The sequence below is a fragment of the Streptomyces achromogenes genome (assembly GCF_030816715.1).
Lineage (GTDB): Bacteria > Actinomycetota > Actinomycetes > Streptomycetales > Streptomycetaceae > Streptomyces > Streptomyces achromogenes_A.
Map to the genome: position 1 here is coordinate 8273272 of NZ_JAUSYH010000001.1, position 19548 is coordinate 8292819.

Here is a 19548-nt window from a genome sequence, read left to right on the forward strand (position 1 = left end):
GCCGTGCCCACGGGCACGGTTCCGAGGAGCCGCGATGCCCCAGGCACCCCCGCAGGAGCGGCCCGCCCTGCACGTCGAACGTCTCGACGTGACGTACGGGCGGGCCCTGTCGGCCCTGCGTTCCGTGTCCCTGACCGTCCCGCACGGCGCGGTGGTGGCCCTGCTGGGCGCCAACGGCGCCGGCAAGTCCACGCTGCTGCGGGCCGTCTCGGGCACCCTCCGGCTGCACCGCGGGGCCGTCACGGCCGGCCTGATCCGCTATGGCAACACCGTCCTGGACGGCCGTGACCCGGTCGCGGCCGTACGGGCCGGCGTGGTCCAGGTCCCGGAAGGCCGCCGGGTCTTCGCCGGACTGACCGTGGAGGAGAACCTGCGCACCGGAGGCCTCGGCCCCGGCCGGCGCGCGCCCGGGCAGGTCCGTGCGGCACGCGAGCGGGTGCACACCCTCTTCCCCGTGCTCGCCGAACGCGGGCGGCAGGCGGCCGGGCTGCTGTCCGGCGGCGAGCAGCAGATGCTGGCCATCGGCCGGGCCCTGATGGCCGCGCCCCGGCTGCTGCTGCTCGACGAGCCCTCGCTGGGCCTCGCCCCGCGCATGGTGCACCGGATCGCCGAGGTGGTCCGGGAGATCAACGCCCAGGGCACGGCCGTCCTGCTGGTCGAGCAGAACGCGGGCATGGCCCTGTCCCTCGCCGGCCACGCCCACGTCCTCGAGGTGGGCGAGGTCCGGCTGTCCGGCCCCGCCGACGAACTCGCGCGCACGGACGCGGTCCGCCGCCTCTACCTCGGCGACCCGGCCGACGACCAGGGGGCCGCGTGAACGCCCGCACCGCCCGCATCGCCCGGGGAGCCACGGGCGACCGGCCCCCGGCGCCGCCCCCCGCCCTGCACGTCGAGGACGTCACCGTGCGCTTCGCCGGCCTGACCGCCCTCGGCGCCGTCTCCCTCACCGTCGCGCCGGGCTCCGTACACGCCCTCATCGGGCCCAACGGCGCCGGGAAGTCGACCTGCTTCAACGTCCTGTCGGGCCTGTACCGCCCGGAGTCCGGACGGGTCCGGCTCGGGGACACCGAACTGACCGGACTCGCCCCGCACCGGATCGCCGCACTCGGCGTCGCCCGCACCTTCCAGAACATCGTCACCACCGAGGGCACCGTCGCCGACAACCTGATGCTCGGCCGCCACGCCCTGTCGCGGGCCGGCTTCGCCGCGAGCGCGCTGCACCTGCCCCGTGCCGTCCGCGAACAACGCGCGCACCGCGACCGGGTCCGCGAGATCGCCGAACTCACCGGTCTCGCCGCCCACTTCGACACCCCCGTCGCTCTGCTGTCCTACGGCGACCGCAAACGCGTGGAGTTCGCCCGCGCCCTGTGCCTGGAACCGCGCGTGCTGCTCCTCGACGAGCCGGTGGCCGGCATGAACGGCGCCGAACGCGCCCGCACGGCCGAGGCGATCGCCGCCGTCCGCGCCCGACTCGGCCTGTCCGTACTGCTCGTGGAGCACGACATGGGCCTGGTGATGCGTCTCGCCGACGAGGTCACGGTCCTCGACTTCGGCCGGACGCTCGCCCACGGCTCGCCCGACGAGGTGCGCGCACACCCCGAGGTGCTGCGCGCCTACCTCGGCGTCCCCGGAGAGGACCCCGTATGACCGCCTTCCTCGACAGCGTCCTCGCGGGTCTCGCCCTCGGCGCGGTCTACGCCCTGGTCGCGCTCGGCTTCGTCGTCATCTTCAAGGCGTCGGGCGTGCTCAACTTCGCCCACGGATCCCTGCTGCTGTTCGGCGGCTACCTGACCGCCGTCCTCCACGACGACCTGGGATTCGCCGGCGCGCTCGCGGTGTCCGTCCTGGCGACCGCGGGCCTCGCCGGCGCACTGGACCGGCTGCTGCTGCAACGCGGCGACCCCGACCCCGGGGCCGCGCATGTGCAGACCATCGTCACCATCGGCGTCGACATCGTGCTGCTGACCGACCTGTCCCGGCGCATCGGCGGCGATCTGCTCACCCTGGGCGACCCCTGGGGCGACTCGGTGACCCGGCTCGGCCCGGTGACCGTCGCCGACAGCCGGATCGCCGCGATCGTCGTCTCCGCGCTGGCCATCGGCGCCGTCTTCGCCCTGTTCCGGTTCACGCCCTGGGGCCTGGCCCTGCGGGCCGCCGCCGAGGACACGGAGGCCGCGGCCCTGATGGGGGTGCGGCTGAGCCGGGTACGGACGCTCGCCTGGTGCCTGGCCGGCGCCCTCGCCGCCCTGGCGGCCGTGTTCCTCGCCGCGTTCCCCGCCCCCGGGCTGGAGCGGACCACCGGCCAGATCGCCCTCAACGCCTTCCCGGCGGCGATCCTCGGCGGACTCGCCTCGCCGCCCGGCGCCCTCGCGGGCAGTCTCCTCATCGGCTTGACCGAGGCCCTGGCCGCGGGCTACCAGTCCGAACTGCACGTGCTGGGCGACGGGTTCGGCGACGTCGCCCCCTACGCGGTGATGGTCGCCGTCCTGCTGGTGCGCCCCACCGGGCTGTTCGGCGCGAAGGGAGCGGCTCGTGTCTGAGCGCATCCCCAAGGGCGCGGGCGCCCTCCTGGCGGCTCTCCTGCTGTGCGCGCCGCCCTTCTACCTCGACGCCTTCTGGCTGCGCATCGGCCTGTTCTCGATGGCCGCCGCCATCGGCGCCGTCGGCCTCGGTCTGCTCACCGGCGCCGCCGGCCAGCTCTCCCTGGGGCACGCCTTCTTCCTCGCAGTGGGCGCCTACGGCTACACCTGGCTGGCCGGCGAACCCGGCCCCGGGCTGCCGACCGCGCTCGCCGCGCTCCTCGCGGTGCTGCTGGCCGGGGCGGCCGGAGGGCTCTTCAGCCCTGTCGCGGGCCGGGTGCGCGGCATCTACCTGGGCGTCGCCACGCTCGCCCTGGTCTTCCTGGGCCACCACGTGCTGCTCACCGCCGACTCCGTCACCGGCGGCTTCAACGGCCGCTCGGTGCCCCCGCTGACCCTCGGCGGGTTCTCCTTCGCCGGCGACGGCTCCTCGCTCGTCGTCCTCGGCGTGCCCTTCGGCGGCGAGGAACGCCTCTGGTACCTCGGACTGGTGCTGCTGGCCGCCACCTGGTGGACCGCGCGCGGCCTGCTGCGCGGCCGCCCCGGACGCGCCCTGACGGCGCTGCGCGACAGTGAGACCGCGGCCGCGGTGATGGGCGTCGACGTCGCCCGCCACCGCTCGGCGGCCTTCGTCGTGTCGTCGATGTACGCCGGCCTCGCCGGGGTCCTGCTGGCGCTGGCCTTCCGCCGGGTGGTCCCCGACTACTTCGGCCTGGCCCTCTCGGTCGACTACCTGGCGATGATCGTCATCGGCGGACTGGGATCCGTCGCCGGAGCCGCCGCGGGCGCCGTGTTCGTCACCGCGCTGCCCCTGCTGATGACCCGTTACGCCGACCAACTGCCGCTGGTGACCGCCCCCGGCGCCGGCGACGGCGGGGTCGGCCCGACCGAGGCGGCCCGCTACCTGTACGGCGCGGCCATCGTCCTCGTCCTGCTGTACGCCCCCGACGGACTGGCCGGCCTCACCCGCCGCGTCCGCGCCCGTCTGCGGCCCGCCGCCCCGTCACCGGCGGCCACGAACCGTCCACCCGCCAGCGCAGTCCGAGCCAAGGAGCCCACCCCGTGAACCGCACGCAGCACAGACACCGCGCCCCCGTCCTCGCCGCCGCGCTCGCGGCCCTGCTCGTCACGGCCACCGGCTGCAGCTCCAAGGCCGGGAGCGGCGGCGGGGGTTCCGAAGGCGCCGACGGCGTCAAAGGGGGCCCGGGAGTGACCGACAAGACCCTCCGGCTCGGCGCCCTCACCGACCTGACCGGCCCCTACGCGACCCTCGGCAAGTCCATCGTGCAGGCCCAGCAGATGTGGGCCGACGAGACCAACGCGGCCGGCGGCGTCTGCGGCCGCAAGGTCGAGATCGTGGTCAAGGACCACGGCTACGACGTGCAGAAGGCGGTCACCGCCTACGCCGACCTCGCCCCGGACGTCGTCGCCCTGCCGCAGGTCATCGGATCCCCGGTGGTCGCCGCCCTCCTCGACGACATCGAACGCGACCACCTGCTGACCTTCCCGCAGGCGTGGGCGGCCTCCCTGCTCGGCAAGGACGCCGTCCAGGTCATCGGGACCACCTACGACGTCGACATGATCGCCGCCGTCGACTTCCTCACCCGGACGAAGGGACTGGCCAAGGGCGACTCCGTCGGCCATGTCTACTTCGAGGGCGACTACGGCGCCAACGCCCTGGAAGGATCCACCTGGGCGGCCGGGCGGGCCGGGCTCACGATCGTGCCGCAGAAGATCAAGGCGACCGACACGGACCTGTCGGCGCAGGTGTCGGCGCTGCGCAAGGCGGGTGTGCAGGCCGTCCTGATCAGCGCGGGTCCGGCGCAGACGGCCTCGCTGGTCGGGGTCGCCGCCTCGCGCGGGCTGCGGGTGCCCGTCGTCAGCAGCGCGCCCGGCTTCGCGCCCCAGCTCATGAAGACCCCCGCGGCGCCGGCCCTGCTGGCCATGCTGAACGTGGTGAGCGCGGCGCCCGCCGTGAGCTCCGACCTGCCGGGCGTCCAACGGATGGCGGCCGCCTACGGCAAGAAGTACCCGGACTCCCCGGTGGACGCCGGCACGCTGTCCGGTTACAACGCCGCGCAACTGCTCGGCGCCGACCTCAAGAAGGCCTGCGCGGCAGGGAGCCTGGCCCGGGAGGACGTGGTGAAGGCCCACCGCTCGCAGAAGAACGCCGACACCGGCCTCGGCTCGCCGCAGGACTTCTCCGACGTCGCCAAGCCCGCCGCCCTGTCCACCTATGTGCTGAAGCCGGACGCGAAGGCGCTCGGCGGTGTGGTGGGCGTGGAAGACGCGCACCAGGCGCCGGGCGTCACGGAGTACCTGGCCGGCCGCTCCTGACCGGCCCCCGGGCGATTCGGCGGCCCGGCTGCTGAACGCCTTCGCTCATCTCCCTTGGACCCGCGGCCGACGGCGGGCCAGGGGGGAGAGGTCCGGTGCGTCGCGATCACCGTCCGGCGCACCGGACTTCGACGGGACTCACCCTGACCGCCGGTGGACTCGCGGGACCGGACGCCGCCGACCGACACGACCACCGGGCGGACGGCTTCCGTGGCGTCGTCGCACGGAAGACCGCTCGACCACCGCCACCGGGGCGATCATCCGATCCGCGCCCGCGCCCGCCTTGGCCGGATCATGCCCCTGGGGAGTGAGAAGTCCGTGTGTCATGCATGATTCGCTCGAGTCCGGGCACACGCAGCGCACAACAGAGAGAGGGGCGCTCGTGATCGTTCCGGACCCGAAAATCGCCAGGACCTTGCTGACCCGCTACGCGACGCTCAAGATCGCGCAGGCGGAGAGGGAGACGCCGCAGGCGTCTCGTGAACTCCAGGACGTGACGTACACCTTGTGCGTGCTCATGGGCACCGCCGACGTCCGCGAGGCGGTCGCCGCGGCCGACGCCCTGCTGGAGTCCGCTCCGGTGACGCGCACGCCCGCGGAGGGCTCGGACGGACTGTCGCTGGCCGTCTGAGGCCATGGAACGGCCGGACCCGCCGTGCGGTGTCCGGCCCCCGGGCCGGCCGGCATGCGGCCCCGGGGCCCGTCGGCATCCGGTCCACCGGCACCGGGGCGGGGGCCGACGGCGGGTGGACGGGCCCGGCGCGGCGGAGCTCCCCCGAGCTCCCGTCGCGCCGGGCGTCTCACGGGGCCGCGGAGCCGCACCGGGCGGCGCGCAGGGCGTCGCGCTCGGTCGGCGGCCCTGCCAGCCAGTCGGCGATGGTACGGGCGATGGGCTGACCGGTGTCCACCTCCACGAAGCCGAACTGACCCGACTGGTTGCACTCCAGGAACCACCAGGTGCCGTCGGCGTCCTCCGCGAAGTCGAAGGCGCCGTAGGCGAGTTCCGCCTCCCGCAGATACGTCCGCACCGCCTCGGCCAGGCGCGGCGGGACGTCGGCGGGACGCCAGGGCGTCGCGGAGGGCGAGTAGCGCACGTCCACCACGTCGGGGTCGCCGCCGGGGACGGTTTCCTTGCGGGCGGCGAGGAGGCGGTCGCCGACCGCGGTCAGCCGGATGTCGGCCCGTTTGGCCACCCGGCGCTGCAGCAGCGTCGGACCGTAGGCGACGGCGGCGAAGTCGGCGTCCGGCGGGACCCGGGTGGTGGGCACCGCGCGGGGCGGATCCTGCGGATGCGCTCCGGACACCGGCTTGACGACCAGGTCCGGATAGCGGTCCGCGAACTCACGGGCCGCCTGCGGGAACGTCGTGACGATCGTGGCGGGCACGGGCAGGCCGCTGCGTTGTGCGAGCCGCAACTGCCAGGGCTTGTGCCGGGCCCGGACGGAGGCGTCCGGGTGGTTCATCCAGCGCGCGCCGGTCGCCCGGAGCATGCCGTAGAGCGCCTGCGACGCCTCCTCCGTCAGCCACGCGGACGGCTGGGCCGCCCGGGCCGCGGGGGAGCCGGGCCGGCGGACCCACACCGATCGCAGCCCTTCGAGGCTCACCAGCCGTCCGGCGGAGGACAGATGGCCACGGAAGGCTCCGTGCACGTACTCGCCGGAGAGCGCGACGGTATGGGTCAGGTCGGCCGGATCGAGCCGGACGACGGGGACGCCCGCGGCGTTCAGGTGCACGACCACCATGTCCGCCGTGACGTCCTCTTCACAGGTCAGGATGAGCACGGTCATTATTCGTCGGCCTGTGTTCAGTCGTCGAAGTGGGTCTTGGAGCCCGCTGTCGAGGTGGTGGTCGCCAGTTCTCTGAGGAGGGCGTGGTCGCGAGCGGCGATCCGGCCGTCGAAAAGTACGTTCAACTGCATTCCGGGGTCGTAGACATACGGAGTGGCAAACTCCAACTCAGCTGCGGGGCGTGCGTAGTTGAGCGTGAACGGTTGCATCGTCTCTCCCTCGTCGGTACTGCCTCGATCAAGCGGTGCCGCTGTGCGACGTCACTCGGGCCCGCTGCTTGGTGCTGGATTGGTGCGCCCTTCAGTCACTTATACGAATCGAACGGGTGGTTGGTTTCCCTACTCTCCGTGATCGTCGGGGAGTTGGGCGCCGAGCAGGGCGTGGAGCAGGGGAGATCGGGTCGAGCGGTGGTGAAAACGTCTTCCGCGGCGGTCAGTCGGGGACGCGCTCGGAGACGTGCCCGGTGGTGCGGTCGGGGGCGCGACGCAGTGAACGAAGGGCCAGCAGAAGCATGCCGATGTCGTCGAGATAGACCGGATCCGGCAGCAGATCGGCCGGAAACACGAAGTACAGGACCGCCCCCCAGAACACCCAGCGCGGGCCGGTGGGCAGTCCGGCCCGTCTGAGGCCCCGGCGGGTCCGGATCAGCCGGGTCAGCACCGCGGCGGCCGCGGCGAACAGCGCGACGGCCGCCACCGCCCCGACGACGACGAGCGTGGTTGGCGCATCCACGGGTCCTCCCCTGTGGTCCGTCGCGCTACGTCCGGCCGTGCTCCGCGCTTCCTGTCCGGACCCCGGATCGCGGTCCCTGTCTGTCGATTTCCCCGCTTCGGGTGCTCGAATGCCCGTTTCCGGCAGGATTACCGCATCGGACGCCCTCACCCGGGCGCCGCGTCCGAGGGACGCGACCGGCCGGAGGGCTCCGCCAGCGGGAGGAACAGGCGTGCGGGACGAATCGGGGCGCGCGACACTGCGGCCTGCGCCTACGGGTGCGTCGAGCCGGCCTCCGCGCCGCCGGGCCCGGATGTGCGGTCCTGCTCCGGCCCCTCGGCGGGCGTGCTCGCCGGCACCGGCCGCAGGCCCTTGGTGGACTCCTTGAACCGCTCCAGCGTCCGGCCCAGCTGCTGGAAGGGCGAGCCGGTCCGCTTGGCCGGCGCCTGCCGCGGCACTCCGGCCGTGTCGGCCTCGGCCGCCGCCTCCCGGTACGCGGCCAGCGCCTCGTGGGCGTGCTCGGCGGCCTCCCGGTACAGGTCCCGGGACTCCGTCATCGCCTCCAGCGCGTCCTTGTACATCGTCACCAGCGCGCGCTCACGGGCGAGTTCCTCCTCCAGGGTCAGCAGCTGCCACTCCTCCCGCAGCACGGTGAGCGCGGCGTCGCCGCCCTCCGGCAGCGGCCGGGGCAGAGCGGCGAAACGCCGCACGGCGTCCAGCAGCTCGGTGGGATGCGTGCCGTCCAGGAACACGCTGCGCACCGAGAACGCGACGGGGTCGTAGTCGGCCGGAGCGGGTACGCCGGGCAGCACCAGCGCACCGCCGCGCGGCACCTCCGCCCCCGACTCCTTGAGGGCCCAGTTCACCGTGCGCAGCTGGTGCGGGGCGGCCCGGTGCTCGACGACCCGGTGATGCAGACCGGGCGGGAGCAGCGGGACCAGCGAGCGGCGGCCCTGCTCGTCGGGCGTCATGGCCTCGTGGACGACGGTGTGCACGGCCCAGGTGTCGCGCAGCGCGGCGCGGAGCGTTCGCCGCAGCTCCTTGTCGTCCGCGGGCAGCGGGTTGACGTCGAGGAAACGCTCGCCCGTGACGGTCTCGTGGCCCCACGGGGCGTCCGCGTCCCAGGGCCAGAAGACGCCGGCGGGCGACGGCCAGCGCTGGTCCCAGGGGCGGTCCGCCTCCGCCGTCAGCGTCCACTCCTGGCCCCGGCCCGACCACTCGGCGAGGGTGAGCCGGGCGCGGACCGTCACGTCCTCCTCGGGCTGCCAGCGGGCCTCGAAGGCCGTCTCCCCGTCGGGAGTGTCGGCTTCCGGCAGCTCCGCGAAATCCTGCACGGCGCCGGTGTCCTTGAGGGCCTGGAGGTTCTTGCGCAGGACGTCCGGCGCGGTCGGTCCGGTGTGGCGGCCACGGGCCTGCCACACCGTGGAGGGCGTCATGGGCGAATCGGTCGCGGCGATGTGCATGGGTCCATTCGTGAGGGCGGGCCGGGCGGCGGCGCGGCGACGACGGGGCGACGACGCGCGAAGGCCAGTATCGCTCGCCACAGGGGGTGGGCGGTCCGACGGGTGGCGGCGAGGGCGCCCGAGGACGCCCTCGTTCCAGGAGCCCCTTCCCCGGCGCGACGCCCGTCACGCGTCCGAATCCGCCCGGTTGGCCGCATCCGCCGGAGACGACGCGCAGTGTGCGCGCCGCCCGCCCGGGGTGTGCGCCGTGCACCACGGCGGACGCCCCGCACTCATGGGATCTCCCGGTGCGGGACGGGAGAATGGGACGGCGGACGGGGCCCGCCCACCATCCGCTTCGGGGCGGGCCCCGTCCGTGCGCCGCCCGCCGACCCGCCCGCCGCGCCGCTGTCCGCCGGGCGAGCCGGGCGGCCGTCTCCGTGCCCCCGCCCGGGGGCGGCGCCCGCTCCCGTGCGAGCCGCTCCCGGCCCGCCTTCCCGCCGGGCCGCCTCGCAGTGCGGCCCCGCGGACGATCCGACCCCTGCCGTCGGCGAACGCCGGGCATGCCAAAGGAATGTGCCAAAGTCGTCGCCTTCGGCTGCCGCGTTCCGTAATCTCTGGGGCACCCGAACCATCCCGCGCCGCACCGCACTCGCTCCGCACCAGTCGCCAACGCGCCGAAGGGACACCGGTCATGGCCGTCGAGGTCGAGGTCGCCGACGAACTGCACCGCCTGCGCGCCCGCATGCCGCAGCTGACGGGGGCGTTGGCGGCCGGCGCCGACGGCCTCGTCCTGGCCCAGGACATGCCGGACGTCCCGCCGGAGGGACTGGCCGCGCTCACCGCGGCGGCGCTCGGCGTCGGACGCCGCATGGTCGACCTGGCGGCCCGCGGCGACTTCCGCGAACTCCTGGTACGCGGCGCCGACGGCTACCTCGCGACCTACGCGGCCGGGCCGACCGCCGTGCTGACCCTGCTCGCCGACGACCGGGTCAACGTCGGCCGGCTGCACCTGGAGGGGCGGCGCTGCGGCGCACGCATAGCCGAGCTCATGGCCGCCCGGTCCGCGGACGAACGGCCTTTCGACGCCGGGGGCGGCCGGTTCCCTCCGCCGCGGGCCGGCGACCGGATCCAGGGCGCGCTGCCACTCCGCATCCCGCCGCAGTCCCGCCACCGGCCCTGATCACGGGTCGCGGTCCCGCCACCGGCCCTGAAGAACCGGACCCGGTCCCGCCACCGCCCTGAAGGCGTCGCCGGCGGACGGTGTACGTCACCCCGCGCCGCCACCCGCTCCCGGGCGTCCGCGTCGCCCCGCGACCGGGCGCCGCCGCGCACCGCTGCTGCGTTCCGGGCCGGCGCCGGCGCCCGTGGAGGGCGCGCTGAAACCGCCGGGGACGAGCCGCGCCGGTCCGACGGCGGGCATCGTGGGTCCCGACGGAGCGGGCCTGCCCTGCACCTCCCGCCCCGCACCGGAGTCGGCAGCCCCCGCCGGGCCGGCCGTACGGGCGTTCGCCTCCGGAGCCGCCGCCGGGTCCGGCACGCGGGGCCGCGGCGCAGTCGCCCGGCTCAGCACGCGCGTGTGGGGCATCAACGGGGCGCACGCGGAGCACACTTCGCTGAGCGTCCACACCTGACCGACCGACGGGTCGTGCCGCAGGACGAGGACGACCGTGCCCGCGCAGGAGACCCGGACGTCCTCGTGCGGCGCGCACCGCTGACGGCGGCACCAGCAGGCGGCGTCGTGATGCACCGCCGCCGCCCGGGCGTGCGCGGCCGCGTGGGCCTCGGCGAAACGGCGCAGGGCCGCGAGGTCCCGGGAGCGCGGCGGCATCGCGCAGGCGGAGGAGCAGGTGACCGACGCGGTGCGGTCCCGGTGCCCGACCACGCGGATCGTCCAGCAGCGGCCCGGACGGCGGGCCGAGGGGGCGTCAGGGTGCAGGAGAGCCAAAGCACACGTCCTTCGTGGGGAGGGCGAGAGGAGGGGGTGAGGGAGAGGGAGCGGACCGGGAGCGGTTGCGGCACGGCCCGGCGGAAGTGACCTCGTTCACAGCATGCCCGTGGGCGCCCGGACCATTCGCGCTGTTGCCCCTCCGGCCGACACACCGCGTGTCGGTCGCTGCCTCTAAGCTCCCTCCATGAGCACAGGGGGCACCCACAGACGCGTCGTCGACGGACGCTTCGAGCTGGTGGAGCGACTCGGCGGGGGAGGGATGGGCCTGGTGTGGCGGGCCCACGACCTGGTCCTGCAGCGCGCGGTGGCGGTGAAGGAGGTGCGGCACGCGGACCCGGACCTCGCCGAGCACGACCCGGCGGCCGCCGGCGTGCTGCGCGAGCGCGTCCTGCGCGAGGCGCGCGCGCTGGCGCGCGTCCACCATCCCAACGTCGTCACCATCCATCACATCGTGGACGGCGGCGAACACACGTATCCGTGGATCGTGATGGAGCTCGTCGAGGGCGGCTCCCTTCAGGACCGGCTGGAACGGGGCGTGATGGCCCCGGTCGAGGCCGCCCGGATGGGCCGCGAAGTGCTGGCCGCGCTGCGCGCCGCGCACGCCGTCGGCATCGAGCACCGCGACGTGAAGCCCGCCAACGTCCTGCTGCGCCCCGACGGACGGCCCGTGCTCACCGACTTCGGCATCGCCGCCGTCCGGGAGTCCGCCGGCCTCACCGCCACCGGCTCGGTCATCGGCTCGCCGGACTACATGGCTCCGGAACGGGTCAGCGGGAAGGAGGGCGGCTCCGCCGCCGACCTCTGGTCCCTCGGGATGCTCATGTACGTCGCCGTGGAGGGGCGCCATCCGCTGCGCAGGGGCAGCACGCTCGCCACCCTGGCCGCCGTGCTGAGCGAGGACGTGCCCGCGCCGCGCGGCGCGGGACCGCTGACGTCCGTTCTCACGGCGCTGCTGGTGCGCGACCCGCAGGCCCGCCCCGACGCGGCCCGGGTCGACCTGATGCTGGCGGCCGTGACCGCCGCCGCGCCGACGCCGGGCGTGGCCTTCCCGTCCGCTCCGGTCCCGCCGGCGGTCCAGGCTCCGCGGCCGTCGACGACCTCGTACTCCCTCGCGCCGCCCGCGGCGCCGCCCGGCGCGGTCACCGTCGTCCCGCCCGCCGACGCCCGGCCTCCCGCCCGCCGCGGCCGTGGCGCGGGCGTCGCCGTCGCCGTGCTGGCCGGCGCTCTGGCCGGGCTCCTCGCGTGGACGCTGGTTCCGTACCTCCATGACGACGGCGACAGCGGCGGTAGCGGCGGGGCCTCACCCCTGCCGGGCGTGTCCGCGTCGCAGAGCGCCCGGCATGCCGCCTCCGGGGCGTCCGGGGCCACTTCCGGCGACGCCTCGGGGGCGGCCTCCGGTGACGCGGCCGACCCGCAGAAGGTCGACCTGCTCAGCGGGGACGGCGTCAAGAACGTCGTCGCGAAGCTGTCCGCGGCCACGGGCGGGGCGAAGGTGACGAGCCTCGCGGTGTACGAGGAGTACGCCATCGCCGACGTCTGTGTGAAGGGCCGCCCCAAGCTCTACGACCGGTACATGTACCGCGGTGGGGACGTGGCGGTGAAGGACGGCCCGGGCGGCACCGTGATGAACGGCGCGGTCCCCGTCGACCTGGACGTCTATGACTGGGACAAGGTGCCCGGGCTGCTGGCCCGGGCCGCGAAGAGCCTCGGCGTCCCCCGTCCCACCAGCCGTTACCTGTTGGTCGACCCGGGGTCCACCGTCTTCGACACCGGGCCGTCGATGAGCGTCTACCTGTCCGACGAGTACGGCAGCGGCTACCTCCGGGCCGACGTCAAGGGACGGGTGATCGCGACCTACCCGCGCGACGACGGCTGACGGCCGGCGGCGGCGGGCGGTGACGCCCTGGGCGCCGAACCGTCGCACCGGCCTCGGCCGGAGTGTGCCAAGGGGTGTTTCGTCATGCGGAATATATCGGGAGCCGATATATTCAGTTCCATGGCATCGAGGAGCATGACCCAGGCCGCCTTCTTCGTGCTGACGGCCCTTGCCGACCAGCCGCGGCACGGCTACGGCATCCTGCGGGAGATAGAGGAACTCTCGGACGGCGAGGTGCAGTTGCGGGTGGGCACGCTCTACGGAGTGCTCGACCGGCTCACCGCCGACGGACTCATCGCCCTGGACCGCGAGGAGGTCCAGCAGGGCAGGCTCAGGCGCTACTACCGCGTCACCGACGAGGGCGTCCAGGCCCTGGCGGCGGAGGCCGACCGCATGGCGGCCGGCGCCGGCGCGGCCAGACGCCGCATCGACGCGGGCCGCCGCGCCCCCGGAACCGTCATCCCGCCGGCCCCCGGGCCCGGACTCGCCGGAGGTCTGGCATGACCGGCACGACGACCCTTCTCGAAGCGCGATACCGCGCCGTGCTGCGGCTGCTGCCCGCGTACTACCGCGAGCAGCGGGAGGAGGAGATGGTCGAGGTCTTCCTCGGGGACACCGACCGCGATCTCCAGGACCAGAGCCGGCCGACCCTCGGCGAGGCGGCCAGCGTCGCCGCCCTCGCCCTGCGGGCCCGGCTGGGCACGGCAGCCGCGCCGCGCCGCTACGCGCTGCTCGGCTCGGCGGTCCGGCTCTTCGCGCTCGCTGCCGTGCTGCTGCAGGCGGCCGCCGCGGTCGCCGACCGGGCACTGGAGCTGACCTGGACGTCCACGCACGGCACCTTCGCCAGGGACGTGTTCATGTCCGGGTTCACCGGGCGGGGGCCGGTCGTCGCCACGGCCGAGGTCGCCGCCTGGGTGCTGCCGCTGGGGTGGACGGTCGGCTACTTCGCCCTGCTGCGCGACCGCCGCAGGACCGCGCGGATCAGCGTGCTGCTCGCCGCCCTGCCCACCCTGTGGCCCTTCCTCGCGCCCTTCGTGACCGACTTCCCCCCGCCGGAGCCGGCGTACGCCACCGCCGCGGCGGCCTTCGCCTGGCTGCCGGCGCTGGCCCTGTGCACCGCCTGCCACCGCGACGCGCCCCCGGCGGAGCTGCCCGTCGGCACACCGGGCACGGTCCATCTCGGCTGCTGTGTCGTGATGGGCGCCTCCGTCGTCGTACTGCCCGCAGTGGCCGACTCGGTGTGGGCGCCGACCACCTGCTTCGTCCTCGGCGCACTCGGCTGGCTGGTGCGACGCGGCCGCCGGGGCCGCACCGCGGGCGGGGAGGGCGCGCTCGCCCTCGCCGTGCTCGGGCTGCTGGTCCTCACGCTGCGCGTGGCCGCCGCGTACACCTGGCTCGACGTGTCCATGCCCCTGCCCACGGCGATGGTGGCCGGATTCGCCGTCCAGGCGGCCGCCCTGCTGTTCCTGACCGCCGTCCTCGCGGTCGTCGGGGGCCGTGACCTCGCAGCCCGCTGACCGCCCGAACGGCGTGCCCGCCTCAGTGCGGGAAGACGCGCGGCTGCCGCAGCCGGGGCAGCTCGTCGCGGAACTCCTCTATGCGGGAGCTGATCTGCCGCATCAGGACGGTGTCGGCCAGCCGGTCCAGGTAGAGGTTGCGGCGGGCCAGGCCGGGCGCGTCGACGCAGAAGTACAGGGCCATGAGGGGATTGACGAACAGCTCGCCGTCTTTCGTGCGCTCGGTGAACCGGACGTCGCCGAAGTCGCCGCGCACGGCCGCGGCGACGGAGCCGTTGACGATGCTCGGGTGGCCCGGCGTGCACGCCTGGGCGTCGGCCACCGCGTCGAGGTAGAGGGCGCCCTCTGGGCTCAGCCGCGACAGGGAGAACGCGCCGAGGTAGGCGCCGGCCCGGTCGAGTTCGGCCAGGTTCTCCAGCACCAGTGAGTGGCTGATCCCGTGATACGCGTCCACCCCGAAGCCCAGACAGGCCACCAGCCGCTGGGGGACGTCGTCGAGGCCCTGCACCGCGGCGAGGCTCGCCATGTCCTCCTCGGGCGTGCCCAGGCCGTGCTCGTCGCCGCGCATCAGGATGTCGGTCCCGCCGTCCACCAGGACCACGGCGTCCACCCCGCCCAGGTGGTCCACCAGCGCCCGGTAGGCGGCGCGCAGCGGCCGCACGCCGGTGCGCGGGAAGGCGTACACGGTGGAGGGCAGCCCCTGCCGGTCGAGCCAGCGGGCCAGGGTGCGTTCGGGGAAGTAGTCGCCGCGCACGGCGAGGTCGGGGCCGACGGCCGCGACGTCGGGCTCCAGCCACACGTCCGAGGGCAGTCCGTACAGGTCGGCGAACGAGAGGTTCGCGAGGTGGACGTCCTTGCCGGCCGCCCGCAGGGCGAACGCCAGCGGAAGCCCCGCGTACACGTCGAAACCGCCGCCCGCGCCGGCCACGAGCACCCGGCGCGCATCGCGCAGCCGGGCGAAGAGAGGAGGTTCCTGGAGGGAGAACACCCCCGGACGCTAACAGCCGGCGATCTTGCGGACCAACGGATTCGCCGAGGGTGCGCGCCGGGTGTGCGCGCCGGAGGGAAGAGCCCGGAGGCGTCCGCCCCCGGGCCCCGTCACCGTGCCTACGCGCCGCTCTCCCGCAGCATGTCCTCACGCTCGACGATCTTCACGCGCTCGCGGCCCTGCGGCTCGCCCAGCGCCTTCTCGGCGGCGTCCAGCCGGTGCCAGCCCTCCCAGGTGGTGAAGCGGACCTCGCGCTCGGCGAGGAACGCGTCCACGGCCTGCGGCTCGGGTGCGTCGGGGGTGTGCAGACGGCCGTTGGCGTGGTCGTCCAGCAGGTTCGACACCGTCTCGTTGGCGTCGCCCTTGGTGTGGCCGATCAGGCCGACCGGGCCGCGCCGGATCCAGCCGGTGACGTACGTGGACTGCAGGTGCGCGCCCGACTCCTCGATGACCCGGCCGCCCTCGTCCGGGACGGTGCCCGAGTCGAGGTCCCAGGGCAGCTTCGGCAGCTTCTCGGAGAGGTAGCCGACGGCGCGGTAGACCGCCTGGACGTCCCAGTCCTTGAACTCGCCGGTGCCCTTGACGTTTCCGGTGCCGTCGAGGGCGGTGCGCTCGGTGCGCAGGCCGACGACGCTGCCGTCCGCGCCGAGGATCTCGGTCGGCGACTCGAAGAAGTGCAGGAACAGCTTGTGCGGGCGGTCGCCCACATCGCGTATCGCCCAGTTCTCCAGCGTCTTGGCGACCATGTCGGCCTGCTTGTTGCCGCGCCGCGTCGCGATCGAGCCGTCGTCGTAGTCGATGTCCTCGGGGTCGACGATGACCTCGATCGTGGGGGAGTGGTCCAGTTCCCGCAGCTCCATCGGCGAGAACTTCGCCTGTGCGGGACCGCGTCGGCCGAAGACGTGGATCTCCAGCGCCTTGTTGGCCTTGAGGCCCTCGTAGACGTTGGCCGGGATCTCCGTGGGCAGCAGCTCGTCCGCCGTCTTGGCGAGCACGCGCGCCACGTCGAGGGCGACGTTGCCGACGCCGAGGACCGCGACCTTCTCGGCCTCCAGCGGCCAGGTGCGCGGCACGTCCGGGTGGCCGTCGTACCAGGAGACGAAGTCCGCGGCGCCGTAGGAGCCGTCGAGGTCGATGCCCGGTATCGACATCTCCCGGTCGGCCATGGCGCCGGTGGAGAAGATCACGCCGTCGTAGAAGGCGCGCAGGTCGTCCAGGCTGATGTCGGTCGGGTAGTCGACGTTGCCGAAGAGACGGATCTGCGGCTTGTCGAGGACCTGGTGCAGGGCGGTGATGATGCCCTTGATACGCGGGTGGTCCGGGGCGACGCCGTAGCGGATCAGGCCGAACGGGGCCGGCATGCGCTCGAAGAGGTCGATGGAGACACCCGGGTCGGCGGCCACGGCGGACTTGAGCAGCGCGTCGGCGGCGTAGATCCCGGCGGGGCCGGCTCCGACAATGGCTACCCGCAGAGGGCGGGGCATGATCAGGTTCCCTTCGAGCGGTGACAGATCGACTCGGGGGAAGCCTAAACTAAGGCAAGCCTAACTCGGTACGCGGGTCCACTCTATGAGCTCATAAACCCCATTTATGAGCGGACGCGGCTCCCCGAGCCCCGCCGCGGCGGAACACACGCCCGCACGCCGGAGGCCCACGCCCCCTCAGGGCAGCGGCTGTTCGGCCCAGATGACCTTGCCCTTGGGCGTGTACCGGGTGCCCCAGCGCTCGGTGAGCTGCGCCACCAGGAACAGTCCGCGCCCGCCCTCGTCGGTCATCGCCGCGTAACGCAGGTGCGGCGATGTGCTGCTGCCGTCCGAGACCTCGCAGATCAGCGTGCGGTCCCGCAGCAGGCGCACCCGCACGGGCCCGCTGCCGTAGCGGATCGCGTTGGTGACCAGCTCGCTGAGGATCAGCTCCGTCGCGAAGGACAGCTCGTCCAGGTCCCAGCGCGCCAGCTGCCGCATCGCCGCGGACCGCACCTCGCCGACCGCCGCCGGGTCCACCGGCACGTCCCACTCGGCGACGCGTTCGGCGCCCAGGGCCCGGGTGTGCGCGACGATCAGTGCGATGTCGTCGCCCTGCCGGGCCGGCAGCAGCGCGTCCACGACCGCCTGGCAGGTCTCCTCCGGCGAGCCGTCGGCGCTCCGCTCCAGCGCCGTGCGCAGCATCTCCAGACCGGTGTCGATGTCCCGCTCCCGGTCCTCCACCAGCCCGTCCGTGTACAACGCCAGCCGGCTGCCCTCGGCCAGCTCCAGCTCGACCGTCTCGAACGGCAGTCCGCCCAGCCCGAGCGGGAGCCCCGCGGGCACGTCGGCGTACTCGACCCGGCCGTCGGGATGCACCACCGCCGGCGGGGGATGGCCGGCGCGGGCGATCGTGCAGCGCCGGGACACCGGGTCGTAGATGGCGTACAGACAGGTCGCCCCGGAGACGGCCGCGTTGCCCTGGTCGCCCGCCTCGTCCTGGTCGATGCGCGCCACCAACTCGTCGAGCAGACCCAGCAGTTCCTCGGGGGGCAGATCCAGTGCGGAGAAGTTGTGCACCGCGGTGCGCAGCCGCCCCATGGTGGCCGCCGCGTGCAGCCCGTGTCCCACCACGTCACCGACGACCAGAGCGACCCGGGCTCCCGACAGGGGCAGCACGTCGAACCAGTCGCCCCCCACACCGGCCTGCGCCGGCAGATACCGGTAGGCGATGTCCAGGGCGTTCTGCTCCGGCAGCGTACGGGGCAGCAGGCTCCGCTGCAGGGTGACGGCCATGCCGTGCTCGCGGGTGAAACGGCGCGCGTTGTCGATGGAGATGGCCGCCCGCGCCACCAACTCCTCGGCGAGCGCCACCTCGTCCGGATCGAACGGGTCGGGCCGCTCCGAACGCCAGAAACTGACCACGCCCAGGATCAGCGTGCCGGCCCGCACCGGCACCGTGATCAGCGAGTGGATGCCGAACTCCACGACCTGCTCGGTCCGTTCCAGGTCCTGGGCACGCCAGCCCGGCGCCCGGGACAGCCGGGCCTCCAGCACGGCCCGTGCCGTGCCCAGACTGCGGGCCTGCGGCGCGGAGTCGACGAACCGGATCCGGTCGCCCACCGCGTACAGCGGGGCGCCCTTGCGGATCCCGCTGACCGCCGTGCGCCGCAGCGTGCCCTGCGTCTGGGGCTCCTCGCCGTCCAGGACGGCGTCGAACAGGTCGACGGTCGCGAAGTCCGCGAACCTCGGCACGGCCAGCGCCGTCAGCTCCTCGGCCGTCCGGGTCACGTCCAGACTCGTCCCGATGCCGACCCCGGCCGCGTACAGCATGTCGAGACGCTCACGGGCCGCCTCCGCCCGCCCCGACAGGGCCCGCAGCTCGGTGGAGTCGCGCAGCGTCGCGACGCTGCCGGCCGGACCGCCCGCCAGGTGGGTGGGCCGCTGGTTGATCGCCAGCAGCCGTTCCCCGACCAGGTGCACCTCGTCGGTGACCATCCGCCCGGAGGCCAGCAGCCGGGCGGTCTCCCGGTCGAGTCCTAGCTCGAGGACCTGCCGCCGCTCGGCGTCCGGGGGCAGGTCGAGGAGCCGCTGTGCCTCGTCGTTGGCGAGCAGCAGATCGCCCTCGCCGCCGACGATGATCACGCCCTCCCGCACCGCGTGCAGCACGGCGTCGTGGTGCTCGTACATCCGCGTCATCTCGCGCGGCCCGAGACCGTGCGTCTGGCGCTGCAGCCGGCGGCTGACCAGCGCGGTGCTCGCCGTGGCCAGCAGCAGGGCGAGTGCCGCGCTGCCGAGGACGAGCGGCAGCTGCCGGTCGGCGTTGCCGCCCACGTGCTCGGTCGTGATGCCGGACGACACCAGCCCGACCACCTGCCCGTCGGGCGCCTTCACGGGGACGACCGCCTGGACCAGCCGGCCGATGGTCCCGTTGACCTCCTCGACCACGACGCCGCCGTCCAGCGCCGGTTGGAGGGTCCCGACGAACTTCTTGCCGATGCGGTCCGGCTTGGGATGCGTGTAGCGGATGCCGTCGGTGTTCATGACGACGATGAAGTCCATGTCCGAGGCCTTGCGGGCGGCCTCGGCCCTGGGCTGCAGAACGGCCGTCGGATCCGGGCTGTTCAGCGCCTCCACCATGCCCGGCGAGTTCGCGAAGGTCTCCGCGACGGCCACGGAGCGGTTGCGGGCCTCCTGCGTGCTGTCGTGCCGCACCTGCAGCAGCAGCGCCACCACGGCCGCCACGACCAGCAGCAGCACGATGACCACCTGCAACACGAACACCTGCGCGGCGAGACTGCGCCCGCCCAACGTGGTCTCGGGAGCACGCCGACCCCGCGGGCCCCGGGGACCACGGGCCTGACGGGCATCCGAGCGCCCCAGGAGTCGGACCATGT

Annotated in this window: 18 protein-coding genes; 10 read left to right on the forward strand and 8 right to left on the reverse strand. The window is 74.2% G+C overall.

The window, feature by feature from the left end; all coding sequences use genetic code 11:
- The first annotated feature begins 34 nt into the window (after positions 1–34).
- The 6 genes from QF032_RS36400 (at position 35) to QF032_RS36425 (ending at position 5547) form a co-directional block, all read left to right on the forward strand.
- Positions 35–817: an ABC transporter ATP-binding protein gene (locus tag QF032_RS36400; RefSeq protein WP_307048619.1), complete on the forward strand. Its 783-nt coding sequence runs from the start codon at positions 35–37 to the stop codon at positions 815–817.
- Positions 814–1647, forward strand: a complete 834-nt coding sequence (locus tag QF032_RS36405; RefSeq protein WP_307048621.1) for an ABC transporter ATP-binding protein — start codon at positions 814–816, stop codon at positions 1645–1647. Before QF032_RS36400 ends, QF032_RS36405 begins: the two co-directional genes overlap by 4 nt.
- Complete coding sequence (locus QF032_RS36410; protein ID WP_307048624.1) at positions 1644–2540, forward strand: branched-chain amino acid ABC transporter permease; 897 nt, start codon at positions 1644–1646, stop codon at positions 2538–2540. The genes QF032_RS36405 and QF032_RS36410 overlap by 4 nt, the downstream gene beginning before the upstream one ends.
- Positions 2533–3645 carry a branched-chain amino acid ABC transporter permease gene (locus QF032_RS36415; RefSeq protein ID WP_306946188.1) on the forward strand — a complete coding sequence of 371 codons (1113 nt, stop codon included), beginning with the start codon at positions 2533–2535 and terminating at the stop codon, positions 3643–3645. The genes QF032_RS36410 and QF032_RS36415 overlap by 8 nt, the downstream gene beginning before the upstream one ends.
- Positions 3642–4916 carry an ABC transporter substrate-binding protein gene (locus tag QF032_RS36420; protein ID WP_307048626.1) on the forward strand — a complete coding sequence of 425 codons (1275 nt, stop codon included), beginning with the start codon at positions 3642–3644 and terminating at the stop codon, positions 4914–4916. The genes QF032_RS36415 and QF032_RS36420 overlap by 4 nt, the downstream gene beginning before the upstream one ends.
- Positions 4917–5298: 382 nt before the next feature.
- Complete coding sequence (locus QF032_RS36425) at positions 5299–5547, forward strand: DUF5133 domain-containing protein (RefSeq protein ID WP_306946186.1); 249 nt, start codon at positions 5299–5301, stop codon at positions 5545–5547.
- A gap of 169 nt (positions 5548–5716) precedes the next feature.
- Here the strand turns inward: QF032_RS36425 and tgmB are convergent, their stop codons facing one another.
- The 4 genes from tgmB to QF032_RS36445 form a co-directional block, all read right to left on the reverse strand.
- Positions 5717–6703, reverse strand: coding sequence for an ATP-grasp ribosomal peptide maturase (gene tgmB / locus QF032_RS36430; protein WP_307048628.1), 987 nt, complete (start codon positions 6701–6703; stop codon positions 5717–5719).
- 17 nt (positions 6704–6720) lie between these two features.
- The gene (gene tgmA, locus QF032_RS36435; protein WP_307048630.1) at positions 6721–6912 is read right to left on the reverse strand and encodes a putative ATP-grasp-modified RiPP; all 192 of its coding nucleotides are present in this window, start codon (positions 6910–6912) and stop codon (positions 6721–6723) included.
- Positions 6913–7135: 223 nt separating this feature from the next.
- A complete protein-coding gene (locus tag QF032_RS36440; protein ID WP_307048632.1) occupies positions 7136–7435 on the reverse strand; it encodes a DUF1232 domain-containing protein in 300 nt (99 codons plus the stop codon).
- 251 nt (positions 7436–7686) lie between these two features.
- On the reverse strand, positions 7687–8877 hold the full coding sequence (locus QF032_RS36445) for a hypothetical protein (RefSeq protein WP_307048633.1): 1191 nt from the start codon (positions 8875–8877) through the stop codon (positions 7687–7689).
- A gap of 673 nt (positions 8878–9550) precedes the next feature.
- On the opposite strand from QF032_RS36445, the gene QF032_RS36450 reads away from it, so the two are divergent.
- A complete protein-coding gene (locus tag QF032_RS36450) occupies positions 9551–10039 on the forward strand; it encodes a roadblock/LC7 domain-containing protein (protein WP_307048635.1) in 489 nt (162 codons plus the stop codon).
- A gap of 87 nt (positions 10040–10126) precedes the next feature.
- Here QF032_RS36450 and QF032_RS36455 read toward each other — a convergent pair whose 3' ends face one another.
- Positions 10127–10804: a hypothetical protein gene (locus QF032_RS36455; RefSeq protein WP_307048637.1), complete on the reverse strand. Its 678-nt coding sequence runs from the start codon at positions 10802–10804 to the stop codon at positions 10127–10129.
- Positions 10805–10991: 187 nt separating this feature from the next.
- Here QF032_RS36455 and QF032_RS36460 point away from each other — a divergent pair, with 187 nt between their 5' ends.
- The 3 genes from QF032_RS36460 (at position 10992) to QF032_RS36470 (ending at position 14200) form a co-directional block, all read left to right on the forward strand.
- On the forward strand, positions 10992–12683 hold the full coding sequence (locus tag QF032_RS36460) for a serine/threonine-protein kinase (RefSeq protein WP_307059424.1): 1692 nt from the start codon (positions 10992–10994) through the stop codon (positions 12681–12683).
- A gap of 135 nt (positions 12684–12818) precedes the next feature.
- A complete protein-coding gene (locus tag QF032_RS36465; protein ID WP_307060506.1) occupies positions 12819–13187 on the forward strand; it encodes a PadR family transcriptional regulator in 369 nt (122 codons plus the stop codon).
- On the forward strand, positions 13184–14200 hold the full coding sequence (locus QF032_RS36470) for a hypothetical protein (RefSeq protein WP_307059426.1): 1017 nt from the start codon (positions 13184–13186) through the stop codon (positions 14198–14200). The genes QF032_RS36465 and QF032_RS36470 overlap by 4 nt, the downstream gene beginning before the upstream one ends.
- A gap of 22 nt (positions 14201–14222) precedes the next feature.
- Here the strand turns inward: QF032_RS36470 and QF032_RS36475 are convergent, their stop codons facing one another.
- The 3 genes from QF032_RS36475 to QF032_RS36485 form a co-directional block, all read right to left on the reverse strand.
- A complete protein-coding gene (locus QF032_RS36475) occupies positions 14223–15188 on the reverse strand; it encodes a DUF1152 domain-containing protein (protein ID WP_307048644.1) in 966 nt (321 codons plus the stop codon).
- Between the two features lie 119 nt (positions 15189–15307).
- Complete coding sequence (locus tag QF032_RS36480) at positions 15308–16672, reverse strand: FAD-dependent oxidoreductase (protein WP_306946177.1); 1365 nt, start codon at positions 16670–16672, stop codon at positions 15308–15310.
- 177 nt (positions 16673–16849) lie between these two features.
- Positions 16850–19546, reverse strand: coding sequence for a SpoIIE family protein phosphatase/ATP-binding protein (locus QF032_RS36485; RefSeq protein ID WP_307048646.1), 2697 nt, complete (start codon positions 19544–19546; stop codon positions 16850–16852).
- Positions 19547–19548 lie beyond the last annotated feature (2 nt).

Coding starts and splice junctions, on each gene's coding strand:
- QF032_RS36465 (WP_307060506.1), top strand. CDS start 12,819: ATGACCCAGGCCGCCTTCTTCGTGCTGACGGCCCTTGCCGACCAGCCG.
- QF032_RS36445 (WP_307048633.1), bottom strand. CDS start 8,877: ATGCACATCGCCGCGACCGATTCGCCCATGACGCCCTCCACGGTGTGG.
- QF032_RS36480 (WP_306946177.1), bottom strand. CDS start 16,672: ATGCCCCGCCCTCTGCGGGTAGCCATTGTCGGAGCCGGCCCCGCCGGG.
- QF032_RS36460 (WP_307059424.1), top strand. CDS start 10,992: ATGAGCACAGGGGGCACCCACAGACGCGTCGTCGACGGACGCTTCGAG.
- QF032_RS36485 (WP_307048646.1), bottom strand. CDS start 19,546: ATGGTCCGACTCCTGGGGCGCTCGGATGCCCGTCAGGCCCGTGGTCCC.
- QF032_RS36450 (WP_307048635.1), top strand. CDS start 9,551: ATGGCCGTCGAGGTCGAGGTCGCCGACGAACTGCACCGCCTGCGCGCC.
- QF032_RS36410 (WP_307048624.1), top strand. CDS start 1,644: ATGACCGCCTTCCTCGACAGCGTCCTCGCGGGTCTCGCCCTCGGCGCG.
- QF032_RS36400 (WP_307048619.1), top strand. CDS start 35: ATGCCCCAGGCACCCCCGCAGGAGCGGCCCGCCCTGCACGTCGAACGT.
- tgmA (WP_307048630.1), bottom strand. CDS start 6,912: ATGCAACCGTTCACGCTCAACTACGCACGCCCCGCAGCTGAGTTGGAG.
- tgmB (WP_307048628.1), bottom strand. CDS start 6,703: ATGACCGTGCTCATCCTGACCTGTGAAGAGGACGTCACGGCGGACATG.
- QF032_RS36470 (WP_307059426.1), top strand. CDS start 13,184: ATGACCGGCACGACGACCCTTCTCGAAGCGCGATACCGCGCCGTGCTG.